The following is a 20,976-nucleotide window of genomic DNA, read 5'->3' as shown; positions in this document are numbered from 1 at the left end:
CCATGTCTGATACATGTTTAGCCTATAATATCCGTGCGCTCACCAACCTGCATGTAGGAAGTGGTGAAGAAAACTACGGACTCATTGACAAACTGGTTCAACGCGATGTCCTTACCGGTATCCCCTGTATCCATCCTTCAAGTCTGAAGGGTGCGCTCAAACAATATCTTGATCATCAGGGAATGTCCTCAGCCGACCAGATTTATATTTTTGGCAGCGATGCTCAGATCAATAAAACCGGAAAAAGCGGCCAGTACCAGACCGGCGAATATGCCTTTCTCGGTGCACATTTGCTGGCCTTGCCAGTAGCTACGGACAAACACACCTATGTCATGGTCACCTCACCGATGCTCCTGCGTACCCTTGCTGATTTTGCCGAACAATTGGGTTTTGTACAGGAGGGTAATGATGAATGGAAAAAATTTAAAGATATAAAAGACGAGAAACTGCCCATAGGGATAAGTTGTCAGGGGCCGGTCTGGTTGTGGGATATAAAAATTGATCTGAAAGCTGTCTCTGGTGATCTTGGCACGGCAGCATCTTCCCTGAAAAACCTGATCGGAGAAGGGCCGGTAGTAATTGTACCGGATCAAACTTTCAGAAAGCTGTGTAATGACCTTCACCTGCCGGTAATTGCAAGGAATGCCCTGAATGATGGAGAGTCAGTCAATCTCTGGTATGAGCAGGTATTGCCACGTCAGACCCGTATGGTCGCTTTTATCATTGCCCCTGAAGGTGATACCCTTGTGAATTCCTTTGATACCCACAACCAGGCAAGTGTCATTCAGATTGGAGGAAATGCCTCCGTTGGTTATGGCTTTACACGCTGGACGGCCCTTCATACATCGCCCACCCCTCAAAACGTCGAATCATGAGAAATCCGCGTATCGAACAAATGATTCCGAAAGCCATCGAAGTATTGCAATCAGAAGTGGCAAATGGAGGAACAACCATTCCCGACAAATTTAAAGGATATTTTGCCTCCTTTGGAGCAGCCGTGGTGCAAAGCGGCCTTCTCCCGGCCGTAATTTTTTATGGGCAAAAAGAAAACCAGAAAGAAGGCGGAAAGGCCAATACCGGGCCTCAGGAAGCCCGATGGAAGGTTACCTGGTGCATTTACCGGCTGATTTTCCCGGACAAAAAGGTAGAAACTGATAAACATGCGGCTCTGAAAAACTACCTGCTGGGAAAAACAAACCAGCTTACAGAAGCCGAAGAAATGAATATACTCGATGCCGCGCTGGCACTCAAAATGGCCCTTCGAACCTTTGAACTTACTCCCTCGAAAAAAGAAAATCCATGAGTAAAACAACAGCCAATCTGGGGTATATCTTCTACAGAGAATATTACCAAAAAATCGAAGACCCGGAAAAACATCAGAATAAAAAACAAAAAGAGGATTATGAAAAGGTTTTGAATATATATAACCAAAAACTTTTCGGCGCAAAGCTGGATAATTTTACCGGAGATGCCTGGCCCGCGTACGACCTGGAAGATTTGGCCGGATATTTTAAGTTTGAACTGCAAACCACCTACCCGGGTCTGTTTATCGGTGCAGGGGTAAGCCATGAAACCGGTGCACAGGGAGAAATCAAACTCGGCTTTCAATTTGATCCCTCCACGGGGCTTCCCGTCATTCCCGGCTCATCCATTAAAGGTTGTCTCAGACATTATCTCACACAAATGCTGAATGCAGCCAAGCAATATCCTTCTGAAACCGCCACGTATCTCAGCGATGCCTCTGGTCTGGCACTTACGGGTGAAAATATCATCCCCTGGCTTGATACTTTTATTAAAACCACTTTCGAAGGCCCGGATCACCCTTACAAGCGGGACGTATTTTTTGATGCGTTTCCCTTTTCCTCTGAAAATACAAAATCGGCTTTTCTTGGACCTGATTTTATCACACCGCATGGAAACAATCCGCTGAAAAATCCGATCCCGGTTCAGTTTATGAAAATATTGCCGGGAGTTTCTATACGGTTTACTTTCCGGCTGGAAAGTTTTAGCTTTCAGGATCTCACGCTGAGTGAGGAAGCCAAGTCCAGACTATTTGAAAAACTACTGAAAGACTGGGGGATCGGCGCCAAAAGCCGGTCGGGCTATGGCAGGCTGGTGCCCTTTAAAAAGAATTTAAAGCAGGTTAACCAGAAGCCTCAGTCTTCCCACAAACCAGGCAGATCGACACGCAGTTTTTCAGATTATACCGTAGGGGAGGAAATAGACTGTAAGGTCATTGGGTATGAAAAAAATAGGCTGATTCTGGAGTTACAGACTAAAGAGAAAAACTCCCGGAAACGAACTGTCAAAGATATTCGAGACTTTCCATTAGGGACTTCTGTAAAAATCAAAATCACCAGTCTGATCACAGATCATAAAGATTTCAACTTTGAACTGGTACAATGACAGACGAATTCCCCCTTTACTGGCAGACAATCCGGCTTGTATATCGCGCCGAAACCGGCGGATGGGTGGGCAAACACAAAAGTTCTGCCTGGAGGGGCATGCTGGGCCATGCCCTCAAATCCCTGCATCTGGGCTGGTATTATCAGATATTTGAAAACAAAGTATCGCCCCTGCATCCCGCAGGCAGACGCCTGAGGCAGGGGCCGGTTCCTTATGTGCTGGTTGTACCTGATATGCAAAACGAGAAGATCGAAGCAGGGCAGGAAATCGAAATATTTTTCACCCTGATAGGAAAACCTGTCGAACTGCTTTTGCAAATGGCACCCGTTTATCAGCGAATGGGCGAAGCCTGGGGCCCAGATCGGGTCAGAATGGCCTGGGAAGGATTTGAAGTACTGCCGGTTATGAGTTGGAGCAAACTTCAACGCCTGCCTTATGCCGGAGCAGCCGTCATACAACTGACCACCCCCTGGGTAAACGGAAATTCTCAAACACCTGTATTTGAGGACTTTGCTTCATCCCTTGCAGAGCGGGCGGGCTGGCTTTCCCATTTTTTCTGTGAGGGATCCATGCCCGAAAATATCACTGCCTGGAGAGAAGAAGCCGCTCAAACCCAAACTACCGACCGCCGCCTCTCCCGTGATGAAACCACCCGCTACTCGGCCCGCCAGGGCAGGAAAATGGACATACCCGGCTGGACAGGAAAATGGCAGGTTCACAATATCACTGCCCCGCTGGCCACCCTGTTACTAGCCGGGCACTCGATTGGCGTGGGAAAAGGAGCTGCCTGGGGTTTGGGACAAATCCAGACCTACTGGTTGCCGGGGCACTCCTACCACCTTCGCGAAAGCAAAAAGTAGGAAATTTACCCTAATCCCGTGCGAAAGTATATATGACTATATATCAATCATTTACGATTTTTGATTCATTTTTAATCGCCAAAAACTTTCGCACGGGGCAAAAAATAGTACGCTTTCAACAACCCGTGCGAAAGCAGTTTGTAAAACCGGCTCTGATTTAAAAATAAAAGCGGTAAATAATAGCCATTTTTCGCACGGGCATACTTTTTCGAGATCAACCTAAATACGTTCGAAACAATTTTTATCATAAAAATCTTATAATCAACTATTTATAATTTTATATGGCTCAAAACCGCCAATTTTGACCTCAACCTGCGCCCCCCGTGCGAAACCAAAACTTTTTTTGGATAATTGATTCACACTCACTAACTTAGAGGAGTTCTGCATAAGTATATGCGTTTGGGGTTTATACCAACAGCCTCATTCTCAATGCCTTATGGAGGCCATTTACCCTGAGGGGTATTAAGACCTTCTTCCCTCACTCTGCTATCCAGCAGTTCTGGATCTTATGGAGGCCATTTACCCTGAGGGGTATTAAGACGTGTATTCATCATACACGGTCATATATATTGAACTTATGGAGGCCATTTACCCTGAGGGGTATTAAGACATGTTCGATACTCCTATCGAAACAGTGTAACGCATCTTATGGAGGCCATTTACCCTGAGGGGTATTAAGACCGCGGTTCCAGGCCAAAACAATTGTGGCCTCGCTTATGGAGGCCATTTACCCTGAGGGGTATTAAGACGGTGAGTCTACTGTGTATGTTGCTACACAAGCATCTTATGGAGGCCATTTACCCTGAGGGGTATTAAGACAGACCTATAGTCTTAGTCGGACGGCAAAGCCTCCCTTATGGAGGCCATTTACCCTAAGGGGTATTAAGACGACCTTTGGCCATCCCGGGATTGGGTAAGACAAACTTATGGAGGCCATTTACCCTGAGGGGTATTAAGACTCGCCGTATTTCTTGACCAGTTTGTTCCAGATGCTTATGGAGGCCATTTACCCTGAGGGGTATTAAGACAAGCCCAAACAAAGAGAAATAGAGAGAGGACGACCTCTTATGGAGGCCATTTACCCTGAGGGGTATTAAGACCATGTCGTACTGATAACAGTGCGTCACCAGCAGACGACTTATGGAGGCCATTTACCCTGAGGGGTATTAAGACCATTCATCAGGTTCTGCTTGTCCCTTTCGGGACGCTAAACGTTTTATGGAGGCCATTTACCCTGAGGGGTATTAAGACATAGTATTGGATAAATGGTTTCACTATTTGGCTCAGGCTTATGGAGGCCATTTACCCTGAGGGGTATTAAGACGCTTGTCGGACCTGATCTACATAGGCAATCTTTTGCTTATGGAGGCCATTTACCCTGAGGGGTATTAAGACGATACACAATGAGCGTGTCGGAATTAAGGATAGCTTATGGAGGCCATTTACCCTGAGGGGTATTAAGACTGGAACATTTCCCAGGCAAGCTCTATTGCTAGGCGACTTATGGAGGCCATTTACCCTGAGGGGATAAGGGCGAACACATAGGTTCGCCCTTACGACTTTTGGGGGATATTTACCCTGAGGGGTATTAAGATACAGGGCCGGATTGTAATGCCGGCCCTACGTTTTTTGCCGTGCAACGACGCGACAATTGGAATGGGAAATTTTTGGGGGGCCTGTAGCTACAAACATTTGATCCCTCCGGGATCCTGGCTACGCCACGTTGAGATGTTTTTGAGAATATTTATTTTGCGATGGCTATAATCCAAACACACTTTCTGGGGATCTGCTTCGCTTCGCGGTTATGCTTTTGACAAAAGATTATCAGGGTATCCGTAGCGCGGTGGTTTCAACCCCGCGCGGCTATATGCGCGCTACGGCGCGCCAATTGGGATGGGAAATTTTTTTGGGGGGGCCTTTGGCTACCGCCATTGCGGCCCTAACGGGCCTTTTGCCTGCGGCAAAATCTGTATAGGATATATGGACTCCTCCGGCCGAAAGGCCCCTGCCGGGGAGTCCAGACTGCGCCTTAAAATTTGATTTTGGGAAACATTTATGCTGAAGGGTATTGGATAACCGGTGGCTGAGGTTACTCGAAGCCCCGGTCAAATTGGCGCGCTGAAGGCGCAGTTCCGGTGGCTTCGAGTTTGCCTCAGCCACCGGTTTTGGATAACTCAGCCACCAGCAGAAGGGAGTTCAAACATTTATCTTATGGCACTTTTTGAGGATATGATACGGCCCGATATGCTGGAATCTGCATGGGTACAGGTAAAAGGGGCGGGAAAAGCAGGTGGAGTGGATCGCGTGTCGGTCGAATCTTTTGAGCAAAATGCTGCGGTATTTCTGGTGCAACTCCATCAGGAATTGCAGGAGGAAACGTATGTGCCGGAACCTTACCTGGAGGTGAAAATACCTAAAGATGATGGGGAATTTCGCATAAATTGCACAAACGCCCTTTGACCACCTCGACCAGGTGACCATACAGGCTGAGGGAATCACTTTTTCCTCAGATGTGATTCAAATGTGCATGGAAAAAAATATTCCGGTTCATTTTCTGGATTCCTCCGGACTATCCTATGCAGTATTGATCGACCGTGATCATCCTTCAGTTGAAAACGGACTGGCTCAGCTTCGCGCCTATGAAAACGGGAAAGGAGCAAAACTTGCGGCTGCCTTTGCGGAGGGAAAACTGCGAAACCAGATGGCGCTTATAAAATTTATCGTAAAATCAGGCGCGCGATCTAATCCACTCCTGGCACTGGCAGGAGAAGCGGCTCTGTTGCGTATGGAACCCGAACTGCGGCGGATCAGGGAAGAAACACCCGAGCAACCGATGGACGCCCTTAGAGGCGCTATCATGGCGCATGAAGGTCGGGCAGCGGGCGCGTATTGGGACTTTTTCAAAGAAGCCCTGGGAGAAAAAGCTGTATTTCCGGGGCGAAAACCACAGGAAGCCAATGACGTAGTAAATATGAGTCTGAATTATGGCTACGGCATTCTTTATGCAAGAGTACAGAATGCGCTCGCGAGAGCGGGATTGTACCTTCATATGGCCTATCTTCACTCGCCGGGTGATGCAGGAAGACCCTCCCTTGCGTTTGACCTTATCGAGGAGTTTCGGCCACAGGCGGTGGACCGAATGGTATATGCCTGGCTGAAACGCGAAGGGCCCATCAAAATTAAAGGCGAATTCCTTTCCCCGGAACAACGAAATGCACTGGCAAAAAAAGTGATAGAGAGGCTTTCCCGTGCGGAAACATTCGATGGAAAAAAACTGCCGCTTGAAGACCATATACAGGGACAGGCACGGCGGCTAGCGGCATATCTTCGGGGAGAAATACCCCAATACAAACCTTACGTAGGAAAATGGTAAAAACAATATGGCACAAATCAACCTTTATCTGGTGACTTATGATATAAGTTCGGATCGGGACCGAACCCGATGCAGCAACCTGCTGGAAGATATGGGCGGGCGGCGGGTAAATAAAAGCGTATTTGAGGTATTGGTACCGCCCGAAGACGTAGAGGGGCTGATGGTATATCTTAGCGAACTCCTTGATCCTGAAACCGATGCGGTTGCCTGTTATCCCGTATGCACGGCCTGCTACAGCCGGGCATGGTGGTGGCCCGAAGCACCCGGTCCATGGCCGGAGGCAATTACAACAATATAGTCAATCCCGTGCGAAAGTATATATGACTATATATCAATCATTTACGATTTTTGATTAATTTTTAATCGCCAAAAACTTTCGCACGGGGCAAAAAATAGTACGCTTTCGACAATCCGTGCGAAAGCAGTTTGTAAAACCGGCTCTGATTTAAAAATAAAAGCGGTAAATAATAGCCATTTTTCGCACGGGCATACTTTTTTGAGATCAACCTAAATACGTTCGAAACAATTTTTATCATAAAAGTCTCACAATCAAATATTTATAATTTTTTATGGCTCAAAACCGCCAATTTTGACCTCAGCCTGCGCCCCCCGTGCGAAACCAAAACTTTTTTTGGATAATTGATTCACACTGATTAACTTAGAGGAGTTCTGCATAAGTATATGCGTTTGGGGTTTATACCAACAGCCTCATTCTCAATGCCTTATGGAGGCCATTTACCCTGAGGGGTATTAAGACACTACTACGCAGTTGCAGCTCGGGCACCGCGTCAGCTTATGGAGGCCATTTACCCTGAGGGGTATTAAGACATTTACACATAACTTGGAATTAAGGTTAAGAAATTCTTATGGAGGCCATTTACCCTGAGGGGTATTAAGACCATTCACGTTAACCTGTATCTGGTTAACGAAACTCTTATGGAGGCCATTTACCCTGAGGGGTATTAAGACCAGGCCGCCCTGCATAAGAAGGCAGATATTCTATCTTATGGAGGCCATTTACCCTGAGGGGTATTAAGACGCGATTATTATTAGTGGACAGAGTGTCAACCAACTTATGGAGGCCATTTACCCTGAGGGGTATTAAGACGTCATAACCAGAATGTTCAGACCAGGGCCACTTTGACTTATGGAGACCATTTACCCTGAGGGGTATTAAGACTCCGCTAGGGGGGTGACGTTACGCTTAGATACAAGCTTATGGAGACCATTTACCCTGAGGGGTATTAAGACCGAGCCGCCACTCGATTATAAGAGTCCCCATCATCCTTATGGAGGCCATTTACCCTGAGGGGTATTAAGACCCTCGAAGTTATAGGCTTGACCTGTACAGGCATCTTATGGAGGCCATTTACCCTGAGGGGTATTAAGACATCCTCCCAGGTAGGAGGCTATAATTAGGACTACTTATGGAGGCCATTTACCCTGAGGGGTATTCATTTTGGGGAAACTTTGGCGTGCTTTGACACGCAGTGATGGGGGAAATTAAAAATGGGGATGCCATGGGCTACCGTTATTGCGCGCCTACGGAGCTGTGCTTTTAGCACTCTGATCTATCCGTGCTACGACGCGCAAAATGGAGGGGAAATTTTGGGGATGGCCGTTGGGCTACAAACATTTGATCCCGCCGGGATCGGGGCTGCGCCCCATTTAGGTTTTTTGGGGGGCCACAGTTTAGTTACCGAATTTATCTTTGGTTGAAATGTGCTTCATTTTCACCATGGGATTAGGTGGTCTATCTACCCTGAGGGGTATTAAGACGAAACCATGTCGTTCCCCGCAAAGATCACTTTCTTATGAAGGCCATTTACCCTGAGGGGTATTAAAACACAGACGTGGAAAAAGAACTTGCCTTGCTCAAAAACTTATTTAGGCCATTTACCCTGAGGGGTATTAAGATACAGGGCAGGATTGTAATGCCGGCCCTACGTTTTTTGGCGTGCAACGAGGCGACAATTGGAATGGGAAATTTTTTTGGGGGGGCCTTTGGCTACCGCCATTGCGGCCCTAACGGGCCTTTTGCCTGCGGCAAAATCTGTATAGGATATATCTGTAGCGCGGTGGTTTCAACCCCGCGCGGCTAGATGCGTGCTACGACGCGCCAATTGGGATGGGAAATTTTGGGAGGTGGCCTGTAGCTACAAACATTTGATCCCTCCGGGATCCTGGCTACGCCACGTTGAGATGTTTTTGAGAATATTTAATTTTGGGGGATCGCCGTTGGCCATCATTATTGAGACCCTAACGGGCCTTTTGCCTGCGGCAAAATCTGCATAGGAAATATCCGTAGCGCGGGGTTTCAACCCCGCGTTACGGATACGGAAATTATTTATTAATCACCTCAAACTCCACACGCCGGTTTTGCTGACGGCCTTCGGGGGTTTTGTTGGTGGCAATGGGGCGATACATGCCGTAGCCTTTGACTTTCATACGGGCATCGATGATGCCTTTTTTGAGGAGATAATTTTTGACTGCATTGGCGCGGTTGAGGGATAACTGGTTTTTCTGCGCGGTGTTGCCGGTATTGTCAGTATGGCCGCTTACCAGAATATGCACGCGCGGATTGATTTTCATAAATTTTACCACCCGCTCCAACTCTGCATTGGACTCAGGCAAAAGATTCCATTTCCCGGTTTCGAAATAGATATTTTTCAAAATGAGCGAACTCCCGATGCGAATGGCTTCCAACTCAATAATCAACTCTGCCGATGTCTCTGAGTTGATCGTATCGAGGCGTATATCCTGTCCGTAAAATAAATATCCGGGCGTTACCACATTGATACTCACCAGGCCATACGAGGGCAAAAGCAGGACAAACGACCCGTCATCGGGATTGGCCGTAGTGCCAGTGATAGAGTCCAGGGTAACATTATTGGTGAGGGTAATCTCCGCTTCGATAAACCGCCCGGTATCTTTATCCTTCACCACGCCAAACAACAATGGCGGAGTAATGTAAGGGCGAACCGACGAGATTTTGGGGTCACCAAAGTTAGTCATCCAGATATCTGCGCTGCCTTTGTACCCGCCGATGGGAACGGTTCTGCGCGGTATCTGCGAATAGCCGATAGTCAGAAATCCGCCGTCCTTTAGCTGGACCACTTTCTGCATACTTTCTGCTCCTTCATATCCGAGCGTGCGCGACCAGAGGCGTTTTCCCGTACGATCTATTTTTGCCAGCCAGCCGTCGTAATATCCGCCGTTAAATTCTATATCGCCTTCGCCAGTGCGTGATTTGGTCATGCCACAGACGACATAGTTGCTGTCATTTGCGAGAATAATATCGTTAATGCCTTCTTCTCTGCGGCCACCGTAAGTATTGCTCCAGTACAGTCCCCCACCCTTCGGGTCGATTTTCAACAACCAGAAATCGCCCAGACCTCTTTGCTCAGGAATGTGACCGGTGGCAGAAAAAGTAGTTCCAGCCATGACAATTCCGCCATCGATATCAATCAGGCTGCTGTGAATGTCGTCATTTTCCTCCCCTCCATAACTCATTTGCCAGCCCATTTGTCCATAGTCATCCATCTCAAATACCCAGCAGTCTTTGAGTCCCAGACTTTGTTTTACATCCTGTCCTTTGGAATCGGAAGAATTGATAACAATATATCGACCGGGTTCCATTTCGTGTATCCGGGTAACTTTTTCGTTGCCGTTTCCGCCAAAATGTTTTTCCCACAGCACTTCGCCATTTTTATCCAACCGCACAATCCAACTGTCGAGTCCACCATGGTGCCGGGAAAGCATGGTTCCGTTTACGGAGCCGGATTCTCCACCAACCAGATATCCGCCATCTTCTGTTTGAATAGCCGTAATCCCCTGATCATCACCACTTCCGCCAAATACTTTTGTCCACTGAATGCGTCCCTGAGGATCGAGTTTGAGAATCCAGACATCATTTCCTCCGTAATTCTGCCCCACATCTCCGTCGGGCGAATCAGTTGCACCTACACAGAGAAACCCCTGGTCACGGGTCGCAATCACGTCTGAGAGCTCTTCACGACCGGAGCCGCCATAGATATATTTCCAGAATATTTTCTCCTGGGTGGCATATTTAAAAATAACCCAGTCGCCTGAAGCGCTGTGGTTCCCTTCTCCTAAACCATTGGTAGAATAAACATCACCTGCGATGACCATGGTTCCGTCTTTCTGCATCAGGAGGCTTTTTCCCCGGTCATAATTGGAGCCCCCCATCAGTTTTTGCCAGAAAGCAATTTGGGAAAATGCGGGCACAACCTTTACCCCGATCAGCATTACCACTATACAGATTCGCGGGAATATCTTCATCGGTACTATCGGGTTTGAGATAATCAGAATTCTAGGCAATCAGGCTTTGTGTAAAAACCATTTCAAACAAATGGCGGATTAATGGGTAGGTTTCCTCATCCTTTAAATCTATCCAATCTTTTTTCGACATCCATCGCACATCATCTATTCCCTCTTCGGTCTGAGGGGAAATGTGTGCATCAGCAGAGGCGGTCATTTTATACCAGTGGGTCGTTTTATAGACATATTTTTTCCCACGCTTAAAGGTATGGAAGGTTTCCCCGATTTTTTCGCCGAGTTCGAGGGTTTCGAGTCCGGTCTCTTCCTTTACTTCTCTCACTGCGGCGTCTTCGATTGCTTCGCGCCATTCGACACCACCTTTGGGTAGCGTCCACTTTTCGCGATTGAATATACTGAGATATTCGCCTTTTTCATTTTCCACCAGTCCGCCCGCAGCATCTACCTGCTGGAAAAGATCGACAAAAGCATCGAGAAAACGCTCGCGCTGCGCCTGACTGGCAAAACGAAAACAAACCGTCAGGTCAACTTCGCGCCACACATCATTTGCCTGAAGATCAAATGCGTACTGAAGAAATTCTTCTGTATCATCAGCATCTACGTAGAACTTTTGGCCGTTGAAATCTGTTCCTTTAAACAAATGCCCCATCAATTCTTCAAAAGCAATTGATTCAAAATCGTAATTGCGACCAGGGTTCTTTACGTCAAACTCTAGACAGAAATTTAATGCAAAAATTTTCATAGTTTTGCCCCTAAATGGAATATGCCCGTGGAGTACAGCAAAATAGCAGAGTATTTACTTAAAATCAAAGCCATAAGGATCAATACCCGTGAGCCCTTCACCTGGAGTTCGGGCTGGAAGTCGCCAATATACTGCGACAACCGGCTGACGCTCTCCTATCCGGAAATCCGGACGGCTATCCGGGATGCCTTTATACAAAAAATACGCGATAACTACCCGGAAGTTACCGCTATTGCAGGAGTAGCTACCGGTGCCATTGCCAGCGGTGCTTTGGTTGCAGATGCGATGAACCTTCCTTTTATCTACGTGAGACCCCAGCCCAAAGGTCACGGACTCCAGAATATGGTGGAAGGTGAAGTCGATCCAAAGGGTAAATATGTGGTAATTGAGGATCTGGTTTCTACCGGTGGTAGCAGTGTAAAAGCGGTAAAAGCCATTCAGGAAACCGGTGCTGCGGTTTTGGTTACTTATTCTATTTTTAGTTACGGCTTCCCTCAGGCAGATGCAGCCTACGCCGAAACAGGTACCGGATATTCTCCGCTCACAAATCTTCAGGAATTATTGCAAAAAGCGGCGGAGATTGATTATCTTCGACCCGAAGAGATGGCTACCATATTTGAGTGGCAAAAAGACCCGGCAAACTGGAAGGGTAGTAATCAATAATGCGTTTTTAGTATTTCATTATGAGCAATTTTTTAGATACCATCAAATCCAGCTCCATTCAGGACTATATCGTGGATGTCAGGAGTTACGCCAATGAGATGACCATTGAGGTAAAAGCTGAAAAGATTTACGAAGTACTGAAGACGATGAAGGAAAAGTTTGGCTTCAATTACCTCGCTGACATTACGGCTTCGGACAACTATACCGACGTACTGCGATTTGAAGTCTCCTATAATATCGTCAACCTGGAAGGAAAACAACGCCTTCGTGTTGCCTGCCGTGTCGAAGAAGAAAGCCCGGAAGTTGACTCCGTAGTTACCATATGGAAATCGGCAGAATGGTTTGAGCGTGAAGCCTTTGATATGATCGGTGTCAAATTTAACAATCACCCTGACCTTCGCCGCATGTATATGCCAGAAGACTACGATTGGTTCCCGCTCCGCAAAGAATTTCCGCTGTTGGGTATCCCCGGCTCTATGGTTCTCCCCGAAAAAGATCCGCCAAAAGAATACCGGTAGGGTCAATTTTTTTCCCGCAACACAAATTTTATAGATGCGATTGAGTGATTTACCTCAATCGTATGGCAGATGCCATTTTTATAGGTCATATAATTGACATCTCCATTGGGAAGATGCATGGCGTATCTGTTAGGTCCTGCCGGGAGAAAATCTACATATTCGCCCCAGCGCTCAGAAAATACCTTACTCCGGCCAACAGGCTCCAAAAAGTAGGTATTGAGAATACTATAGTCTATGCGCGAAGCCTGCACATGTTTCTTATCTCCACTTACATCGGTGAAATACCCGGCTCCCTCACGCCTGCCCACGGACAGATTCAATTGCTTCCCGTCACGATAATTGGCTGCCATGGATGAACACAGATTGTTGTTTTCAAATTGCGACTCATAGGTAAACCGAAGATCAAAAGACATCAGAAAAGTCACCGTCATCTGGCTCGTAGACGCATAGATATGTTTTCCGCCTTCTGCCCGACGGGAAACCGACATCTCACCTATGAGTGAATGGCCTTTGTAAACATCATAAACCAGCTTACTGGGGGAAAAAGGGTCTGCATGCAGCAGGAATGAAACCAACGGCAGTAGTAATAATTTCACATTCATCAGTGGCAAATAAACTATATAATTCAAGGATTACCCTTCCACGGGATAACGGCAGAAACTCGCTTGCGGTGGGCTGCATAACCCGGACGACGCGCCAACATCCGCCGGTCAATCATCGGTATGCTGATAAACACAAACATCAGAATCATTAATACTGCACCCGCTCCCCACGCCAAGGTTGTTGTATCGGCCGCAAGACCCAATAAAAAAATACCCACCCAAAAAGTCATCTCTCCAAAATAGTTGGGATGCCGTGAATAACTCCAGATGCCTGACTTCAGAATTTTTTCCTGCGCGGGTTTCGTCTTGCGAAAATTGCGCAACTGCATATCGGCAACCGTTTCTACCCAAATCCCTGCAACCGCCACAAATACTGCAATGATATCGAGAACCGAAAATGGTGCAACGCCTTTATACATGGAAATATACAGCGGCAAACAGCCCAGATAAACCATTACCGTAGGGAAAAAATGGATTCCGGTAAAATTGACAAACGGATACCATTTACCGGTTTTTGCCCGTAAGTCTCCGTAACGCCAGTCTTCATGGTCCAACCCTGACCAGCCACGTGCCCAGTTCCATGTCAGACGCAATCCCCACGTCAATACGAGCAAAAAAGCGATAATCGCCCGGAAATATCGCGGGTCAGCGGAAGGTTCCAGCAGGTAATACATCCCAATAGCAATGGGCGCCACACTCCAGTACGCATCATAAAATGAAGCATTCCGGAAAATCAGACTAAAAACAAAAATGGCCACAGTCCCGGCCACATCCGCCCATGCAATTACCCACAGGGGATGCATATCCCGTACATACCAGCCCGCAGCTCCGGCCGCCAAAGCAGCAACCGCATAAGCAGTGAAAATCCACAAAAAACTTTTTACTCTGTATGACATATCAGCAAATGAAGGCCGGAAGATACGTTCTCTTTGGGAACGGAAGAAATTTATGTTTTATCTTTAACTGATTACAAATAAAACCTGAATATCATGCGACTATTGGCCATAGGGTTGTTTGGGCTTCTGCCTGTAATACTATTTTCACAGGCAGAAGAACTTACCCCCGAAAAAATCAAAAAGGCACATATCCGGGCAATGACCACCACTACTTTCCAGATTACCGCAGAAGGCACGCCGGAAAAAATTAAAACAGAAAAATTTGAATACAATCCGGAAGGGAAATTAATCGGCAGAATAGATTATGGGAAAGGAAGTTCGCCGGAGACCAGTACACAGATTCGCTATGATGAAAGGGGAAATAAAGTTTTCCAAATGTTGGTCCGGCACAAAGACAACGATACCCTTACCGTAACCTGGCAATACAGATATGAAAACAATCTTATCAGCGAAATGCACAACAGCAATACCGCTGTTTATAAAGCCTATTCCTACGATTCTGAAGGCAGACTCATCACAGAAAAAGACGTAAGTCCGGATGGCACGATCATCGCCACCCACTCCTGGGAATATGACGACAATGGATTGCTGAAAGAAGAAACCGAAACACAGGAATTTCTCACCAGAACGTACTCCTGGCAGTACGACGCAAAAGGAAGAAAAACGACCTTCTACTTTACCCGTACCCACACATTCGAAGGAGAAACCACTACGAGAGAAAAAGAAACCTACGAATATGACGACAAAGGGCATTTGGCAAAATCGGTTTATTACGATGTTTCCGGACAGATGAAAGCGTTTACCAGATATTATTATGATGCGCAGGGATTATTGATAAAAGAAGAAGCCGGAGACACAGAATACCTTTACAAATACGATAATAAGGGAAATCTCACCGAAAAGAAAAAAACGATAAGGGGAAAGGTTCCGGGATTCGTAAGAAATATCTACGAATTTAGATAAAAATCTTACACCCCGGTTTTTTGCAAAAACCGCTGCCCTATCGTTCAAAAAAGGATATCGTCTCATATTTCGTCCAAACTTGTATATTTCCTTACGCGAATTTTTTTTCACCAAACTGGTTTTAGGCACGGGATTTGTTTTTATCAGTTCAGTGGTCAATAAATATGATCACCGCCAACCAGTTACACACAAAAATTATTCGGGTAATAGTAGTTAGTTAGTTTTTAGGTTAGATGTAGTTACGTAGAAGGCAGGGGTCGTTACCTCTGTCTTTTTTTTTTATCTTTAAGCCGGAAAAAAATAATATGAATCTCGAATCAGCCCGGCAGGCCTTAAAGCAATATTTTGGTTACGACTCATTCCGCCCCATGCAGGAAGAAATCATTGAAACGATTTTGAAGGGGGTAGATACGGTGATTCTTATGCCAACCGGTGGGGGGAAATCCATTTGTTATCAGATTCCGGCGATCATCCAACCGGGAATGTGTGTGGTGGTGTCGCCATTGATTTCACTGATGAAAGACCAGGTAGAAGGTTTACGCGCCAATGGGATCGCGGCATCTTACCTAAATAGCAGCCAGACTTTTGCCGAACAGTCAGCCATAACACAGGAAGTATTGCTCGCTGAAGTAAAACTTCTCTATGTTTCACCCGAAAAGATGGTCTCCGAAGACTTTGCCAATATTCTCCGAAGTGTGAAAATCAACCTCATCGCAATCGATGAGGCGCATTGTATTTCTGCCTGGGGACATGATTTCAGACCGGAATACAACCAGCTGCGATTTATCCGTCAGCAATTTCCTCATATACCGGTTACCGCACTGACCGCTACAGCAGACAAACTCACCCGAAAAGATATTATCGATCAGCTCAGACTCAATGAGCCAAGCCTTTTTGTGGCTTCCTTTGACCGGCCCAATCTTTCACTTACCGTAAAACCCGGGCAAAACCGGCTGAAAACCATCATCGATTTTATCAGGGAAAGGCCCGGGCAATCGGGAATTGTCTATTGTCTCAGTAAAAAATCTACGGAAGAAATCGCCGAAAAACTACAGATTTATGGCATTCCCGCCGCATTTTATCATGCAGGCATGACGGCCAAAGCCCGGGCACGCACGCAGGAAGATTTCATCAACGATGTGGTGCCGATCATCTGCGCGACCGTCGCGTTTGGGATGGGCATTGATAAATCCAATGTTCGCTGGGTTATTCACTACAACCTGCCCAAAAATATCGAAAGCTATTATCAGGAAATCGGGCGGGCAGGACGTGACGGGCTGAAAAGTGACACATTGTTGTTTTACAGCTTTGCAGATGTGATCCAGCAGCGAAAATTTATCGAAGACGGTGGACTGCAGGAATTACGACTGGCAAAACTGGAGCGGATGGAAGAATTTGCCAACGCCCAAATCTGCCGCCGCCGCATCCTGCTTAATTATTTCGGTGAACATATCGCCCAAAACTGCGGCAATTGTGATATTTGCACAGATCCTCCCCAGCGGTTTGACGGTACCATTCTTGTCCAAAAAGCGCTTTCCGCGATCGCCCGGCTCAAAGAGTCTGTGGGCATGAATCTCCTGATTGATATCCTGCGTGGTTCGCAGCGCAAAGAGATCATAGAAAAAGGATTTGACCAGATTAAAACCTATGGGGCGGGAAGTGATATGAGTGTACTGGAATGGCAACAATGTCTGTTGCAGATTCTGCAACTTGGCCTGATCGAAATTGCCTATGATCAGGGCCATGTGCTCAAACTTACTCCTGCCAGCCAGGATGTTTTATTCAACGGAAGAAAAGTAAGCCTCGCGCAGTTTACCAGCTATCAGAAACAAAAACCTGCCCGACCTGAAAAAGTACAATCCAAACAGGAACTGTTTGAAGAATCGCTGTTTCAGGAGTTGCGCGAATTACGCCGGGAGCTGGCCATTGAAGCTGCTGTTCCGCCTTACCTGGTTTTCAGTGATGCGACCCTCCGGGAAATGGCGACGAAAATTCCGGTGACAGAAGCAGCCATGCGGCAGATATCCGGCGTGGGTGAAGTGAAATTTGCACGGTATGGGAAAGTTTTCATGAAAAAAATCCTCGCCTTTGCAAAAAAACAATCCGACCGCACAAAAGGCCCCGATCTGTTTTCTGCTCCAGCCAAAAGGGAAAGTACCTACGATATTACCTACGAATATTACCGGCAGGGTTTAAATGCAGAAGAAATTGCGGAAAAACGCAACCTCGGGCATAGCACAATTCTTTCACACCTGGGGTATCTTTTCGCCCAGGGACATGATATAGACATATATCAATATGTGAGCAAAGAAGAAATCGCATTGGTAAAGGGCGCGGTGAAAGCCGTAGGCAGCGCGCATCTGATGAAAACACTTCATGAGCACCTCGATGGGGCGGTAGATTACAGCAAAATCCGGCTGGCTATTTCTGTTTTAGAGCGGAAGTAAAGGGCCGTTGACATGTATTACATCAAGCGTTAATGCCCTTTTTTTGGCTGAGGGAAAATGTATTTTTATATAAATATAGATACGTACATTTTTTCCTTTTTGAAATTTAGAACCACCCGTTTCCCCGTAATCTCCCTACTATTTTGCTTCTGTGTCAATAGATATTTCCAGGACACTCCTGAGAATTAATCGATTGACTATGAGGTCATTTCTCCTTCATATTGTTGTTGCATGTGGATTTTTTTCCCTTTTGATGCCAAAAGTATATGCACAGGCAATCCCTGATGGAGATATCGTTTCTCCGGCAAAAACGCAGGCTGATCCGGAGGCGGAATCACTCATGGACGGGATCGAGACTGGTTTTGTCAAAAGTGGAGAAGAACTTCCCCCCGGCGTCATGTTTTTTAATGTTTTTAAACTAAAAAATCACGGTGAACAAACCCTGGAGTTTGAAGTAAAATATGACATCCCCAATCAATGCAAAATGATTTTGCAAGATGCCGACATGGGCAAAATCATTCTGAAACCCGGTGAATCGAGATTTATCCCTATCCGCGTTTCATTTCCTACAGACGCGCAGGGAGGTATCGTGTACCCGGTCGTGGCCCACCTCGAAAAAGCGGACGGAAAAACCCTCGGAAAACCCGTTACCACCGAAGTAACTTACCAGAAGGTGAGCAAATGGCGCATTACCACTCCGCTGAGCAAAACCTATTCTTCCAGCAACAGCGACGAATACACCTCCGTATTTTTTACGCTTTACAATCAGGGAAATACCCTGGAGAAAATTTCCATGGACTTCCAACTGGGCGCCCTCCTGGAAATGGAGGAATCCGTTAATAATGGCTACATTCTTTCATTCGGGCTAAGACCTTCAACCGATACGACCATTGAAGCGCGTATCCGTTGCAAAGCCTATGGAGAGGAAGAGTCGCCGGGTGATCGCAACCGACTGCGGCTTATCACCAAAAGTTTGGGAAGTGAAACCTCAGAAGAATTGACCGTCATCTTCGAAAGTATCAAAGACTCCTACCGGCTGAAACTCAACGAAGCCGAATCGCCCCTGATCATCACACTCAATCAATCAGACCTGCTGAATGCAGAGACATCTACAAATATTAATTTTTCCGGGAATATTCTCCTGAAAGGCGAACGGGAAATCAACTATATCGCGGAATTTCAGAATTCTCTTTTCTCCGGTAACCCCAATTCTGCCAGTAAGATGTTGTGGAAAAATGCCCGTATCATGGCAGAATACAGAGATCAGGAAGACTTCTACCGGCTGGGAGATGTCAGTGGGGGTATTGGGGTAAGTGCATCAGGCAGAGGCATTTCTGTAGGTCGTATGATCGGAAATACCAAAATCACCGGCACATTGGCCAGCAATGTGCGCAATCCCAACTGGGGCGCGGCACTTTCCCTGAAAAGAAAAGTCGGCGACAACCTCCAGGTATTGGGTGCGCTTACTTATAAACAAGACAAAGAGGCGCATACCAAACTCTATGCGCCTTCGGCGGGATTTAACCTCAATACGGGACGAGCAGGCAAAAGTCAGTACCTGAGTTTTGTCACCACGGCCACCAAAATGAGTACCTATGGTCGTGGCATAAAACCCATTGACAAACAAGGAATCGGGTATCAATTGAACTACAATGCCAGCATCGGAGATCTGAAAATCGGCCTCAAAAATACCTATGCAACCCGTGACTATCAGGGAAACGGGGCGGGTGTATTTCAGGTTGATGGAGAAGCGGCTTATAAATTTGTCAATAACAGCAATATCAAGTTTACCTACTCAGGCATCAGCAGTGGTTCAGAAGATCGCTCAGATGATGGAGAAATTCTGGTCAACAATAAGCAGACAACCCAAAAAATTGCGCTGGGATATAATTTCCTGATTGGAGGAAAAATCCCTATCGCGCTCGCAGCAGGAATGGATAATATGAATCTCGAAAGAGATATTTATTCACTGGATACCACGATCGCCTTTGGGACAAGAAATACGCGATTTGCGGCGGGAACCATGATCAAAAGCAAAAATAATTCGGATGTGTCTTTTAGCCCCAGCATCCAGATTGGTATGACACAAATTACCGATGCCAACGATCTGGAAAATATGTCGGCAACCAGTTTTATTCAGGCCAAAGCCGGGTTTCGGGCCAATCTTAAGAATGGTTCCATCTCCGCAGATTACCAGTATGCGCCGGGACTTCCGACTGCACAGGCAGCTTATGAGCAGGAAAAAGAAAGTGTTTACTCAAAAACGGTAGGCCTGGGCACCAGTTATGGATGGGAGCTGGTGCCGAAGTCACTCCTTCTGGATGTCTCCGGCAATGCGTCCTATAATGTGGATGAAAAACTCCTGCAATCGACATTAAACTCAAGCCTCAGGTATGAAAGAGAAGATGGATGGAATTTCAAAATGGGGGTCAACCTCAATCCTGCCAGGTTTTTCAAACGACAAGACGGAGCCTCCACTACCCTTTCCGAACTGGCTTCATTTAGTTTTGGCGCGCAAAAGGTATTTGATGTGCCACAACCCAGACTGAAATATTATACCCTAATGGTTGTTTTCTTTAAAGACTATAATGGAAACAAACAGTTGGAGCGGGAATTGGAGCCCGGCGTAGGCAATGTCATGGTAGAAATCGAAAGGGCGGAGGAACCTGTAGAAACGGAAGAGGGCGTAAAAATTGTCAAATATAATCCACCGGGAATTATGGCAGACCAGACCGGTACGGTGAGCTTTTTCAGGGTCCCGGAAGGGCATTATCTGCTGGGCCTGACAGAACTCTTTGCCCCGATGCAATATACCAATATGTCAGGGGCGGATCTGGAGGTCACGATGAACAAACATATTACCCTTTATGTGCCGTATTCCAAAAGTGTGACGATTGTGGGAAAAGTGGAGATTACCCGGGACAAATATTCGCGCATACACGGGATCACCCCTTCGAATATCCGGGTGACAGTGAAAGACAAAAACGGAGATTACTATTATTCGCTTACAGATGAACGGGGCAATTATGTCATCACTGTGCCTTATTCCGAGCACTATGTAGTGAGCATGAAAAATGTATTGGGAGATAAATTTGACCTGCCCGACTCAGACCAGGAATTTGACGTTACCGACGAAATTCGGTTTGAAGTAAATTTTCACTTCAAGGAAAAGGGCCGTTCCGTCAATTTTGGCGGCTAGCAGGAACG

The 20,976-nt window shown here is 46.5% G+C and carries 16 protein-coding genes and 2 CRISPR repeat arrays; of the genes, 12 read left to right on the top strand and 4 right to left on the bottom strand.

Going from position 1 to position 20,976, the window contains the following annotated elements; translation table 11 throughout:
• Positions 1-2: 2 nt before the first annotated feature.
• The 7 genes from cmr4 (at position 3) to cas2 (ending at position 6,937) form a co-directional block, all read left to right on the top strand.
• A complete protein-coding gene (cmr4, locus tag R3D00_10960) occupies positions 3-875 on the top strand; it encodes a type III-B CRISPR module RAMP protein Cmr4 (protein MEZ4773691.1) in 873 nt (290 codons plus the stop codon).
• Entirely contained in the window at positions 872-1,303 is a 432-nt protein-coding gene (locus tag R3D00_10955; GenBank protein MEZ4773690.1) for a hypothetical protein, read from the top strand. Before cmr4 ends, R3D00_10955 begins: the two co-directional genes overlap by 4 nt.
• A complete protein-coding gene (gene cmr6, locus R3D00_10950; GenBank protein ID MEZ4773689.1) occupies positions 1,300-2,406 on the top strand; it encodes a type III-B CRISPR module RAMP protein Cmr6 in 1,107 nt (368 codons plus the stop codon). The genes R3D00_10955 and cmr6 overlap by 4 nt, the downstream gene beginning before the upstream one ends.
• Complete coding sequence (gene cas6 / locus R3D00_10945) at positions 2,403-3,266, top strand: CRISPR system precrRNA processing endoribonuclease RAMP protein Cas6 (GenBank protein MEZ4773688.1); 864 nt, start codon at positions 2,403-2,405, stop codon at positions 3,264-3,266. The genes cmr6 and cas6 overlap by 4 nt, the downstream gene beginning before the upstream one ends.
• Before the next feature lie 433 nt (positions 3,267-3,699).
• Positions 3,700-4,861: a CRISPR direct-repeat array (repeat unit 36 nt; unit sequence CTTATGGAGGCCATTTACCCTGAGGGGTATTAAGAC).
• Positions 4,862-5,477: 616 nt separating this feature from the next.
• Positions 5,478-5,726: a hypothetical protein gene (locus R3D00_10940; protein MEZ4773687.1), complete on the top strand. Its 249-nt coding sequence runs from the start codon at positions 5,478-5,480 to the stop codon at positions 5,724-5,726.
• Positions 5,727-5,739: 13 nt separating this feature from the next.
• Positions 5,740-6,639, top strand: a complete 900-nt coding sequence (gene cas1, locus R3D00_10935) for a CRISPR-associated endonuclease Cas1 (protein MEZ4773686.1) — start codon at positions 5,740-5,742, stop codon at positions 6,637-6,639.
• Between the two features lie 7 nt (positions 6,640-6,646).
• Positions 6,647-6,937, top strand: a complete 291-nt coding sequence (gene cas2, locus R3D00_10930; protein MEZ4773685.1) for a CRISPR-associated endonuclease Cas2 — start codon at positions 6,647-6,649, stop codon at positions 6,935-6,937.
• A 423-nt stretch (positions 6,938-7,360) separates the two neighbouring features.
• A CRISPR array of direct repeats spans positions 7,361-8,099; the repeat unit is 36 nt; unit sequence CTTATGGAGGCCATTTACCCTGAGGGGTATTAAGAC.
• 883 nt (positions 8,100-8,982) lie between these two features.
• On the opposite strand, the gene R3D00_10925 is transcribed toward cas2, so the two are convergent.
• Together R3D00_10925 and R3D00_10920 are read right to left on the bottom strand one after the other, a co-directional pair.
• Entirely contained in the window at positions 8,983-10,941 is a 1,959-nt protein-coding gene (locus R3D00_10925) for an OmpA family protein (GenBank protein MEZ4773684.1), read from the bottom strand.
• Between the two features lie 31 nt (positions 10,942-10,972).
• Positions 10,973-11,680 carry an NUDIX domain-containing protein gene (locus tag R3D00_10920; protein ID MEZ4773683.1) on the bottom strand — a complete coding sequence of 236 codons (708 nt, stop codon included), beginning with the start codon at positions 11,678-11,680 and terminating at the stop codon, positions 10,973-10,975.
• A 27-nt stretch (positions 11,681-11,707) separates the two neighbouring features.
• On the opposite strand from R3D00_10920, the gene pyrE reads away from it, so the two are divergent.
• Both pyrE and R3D00_10910 read left to right on the top strand, forming a co-directional pair.
• Entirely contained in the window at positions 11,708-12,343 is a 636-nt protein-coding gene (gene pyrE / locus R3D00_10915; protein MEZ4773682.1) for an orotate phosphoribosyltransferase, read from the top strand.
• A 20-nt stretch (positions 12,344-12,363) separates the two neighbouring features.
• Entirely contained in the window at positions 12,364-12,861 is a 498-nt protein-coding gene (locus R3D00_10910) for an NADH-quinone oxidoreductase subunit C (protein ID MEZ4773681.1), read from the top strand.
• A gap of 2 nt (positions 12,862-12,863) precedes the next feature.
• On the opposite strand, the gene R3D00_10905 is transcribed toward R3D00_10910, so the two are convergent.
• Complete coding sequence (locus tag R3D00_10905) at positions 12,864-13,463, bottom strand: DUF6134 family protein (GenBank protein MEZ4773680.1); 600 nt, start codon at positions 13,461-13,463, stop codon at positions 12,864-12,866.
• 23 nt (positions 13,464-13,486) lie between these two features.
• A complete protein-coding gene (locus R3D00_10900) occupies positions 13,487-14,359 on the bottom strand; it encodes a DUF1295 domain-containing protein (protein MEZ4773679.1) in 873 nt (290 codons plus the stop codon).
• A gap of 93 nt (positions 14,360-14,452) precedes the next feature.
• Here R3D00_10900 and R3D00_10895 point away from each other — a divergent pair, with 93 nt between their 5' ends.
• From R3D00_10895 to R3D00_10885, 3 genes are all read left to right on the top strand, one after another.
• Complete coding sequence (locus R3D00_10895; GenBank protein ID MEZ4773678.1) at positions 14,453-15,322, top strand: hypothetical protein; 870 nt, start codon at positions 14,453-14,455, stop codon at positions 15,320-15,322.
• Positions 15,323-15,627: 305 nt separating this feature from the next.
• Complete coding sequence (gene recQ / locus R3D00_10890) at positions 15,628-17,769, top strand: DNA helicase RecQ (GenBank protein MEZ4773677.1); 2,142 nt, start codon at positions 15,628-15,630, stop codon at positions 17,767-17,769.
• A 199-nt stretch (positions 17,770-17,968) separates the two neighbouring features.
• Positions 17,969-20,968: a hypothetical protein gene (locus R3D00_10885; protein ID MEZ4773676.1), complete on the top strand. Its 3,000-nt coding sequence runs from the start codon at positions 17,969-17,971 to the stop codon at positions 20,966-20,968.
• Positions 20,969-20,976 lie beyond the last annotated feature (8 nt).

The sequence above is a fragment of the Bacteroidia bacterium genome, assembly GCA_041391665.1.
Classification (GTDB): Bacteria; Bacteroidota; Bacteroidia; order J057; family J057; genus JAGQVA01.
The sequence above is the reverse complement of the archived record's forward strand: the minus strand, read 5'-3'. Positions and strand labels throughout refer to the sequence as shown.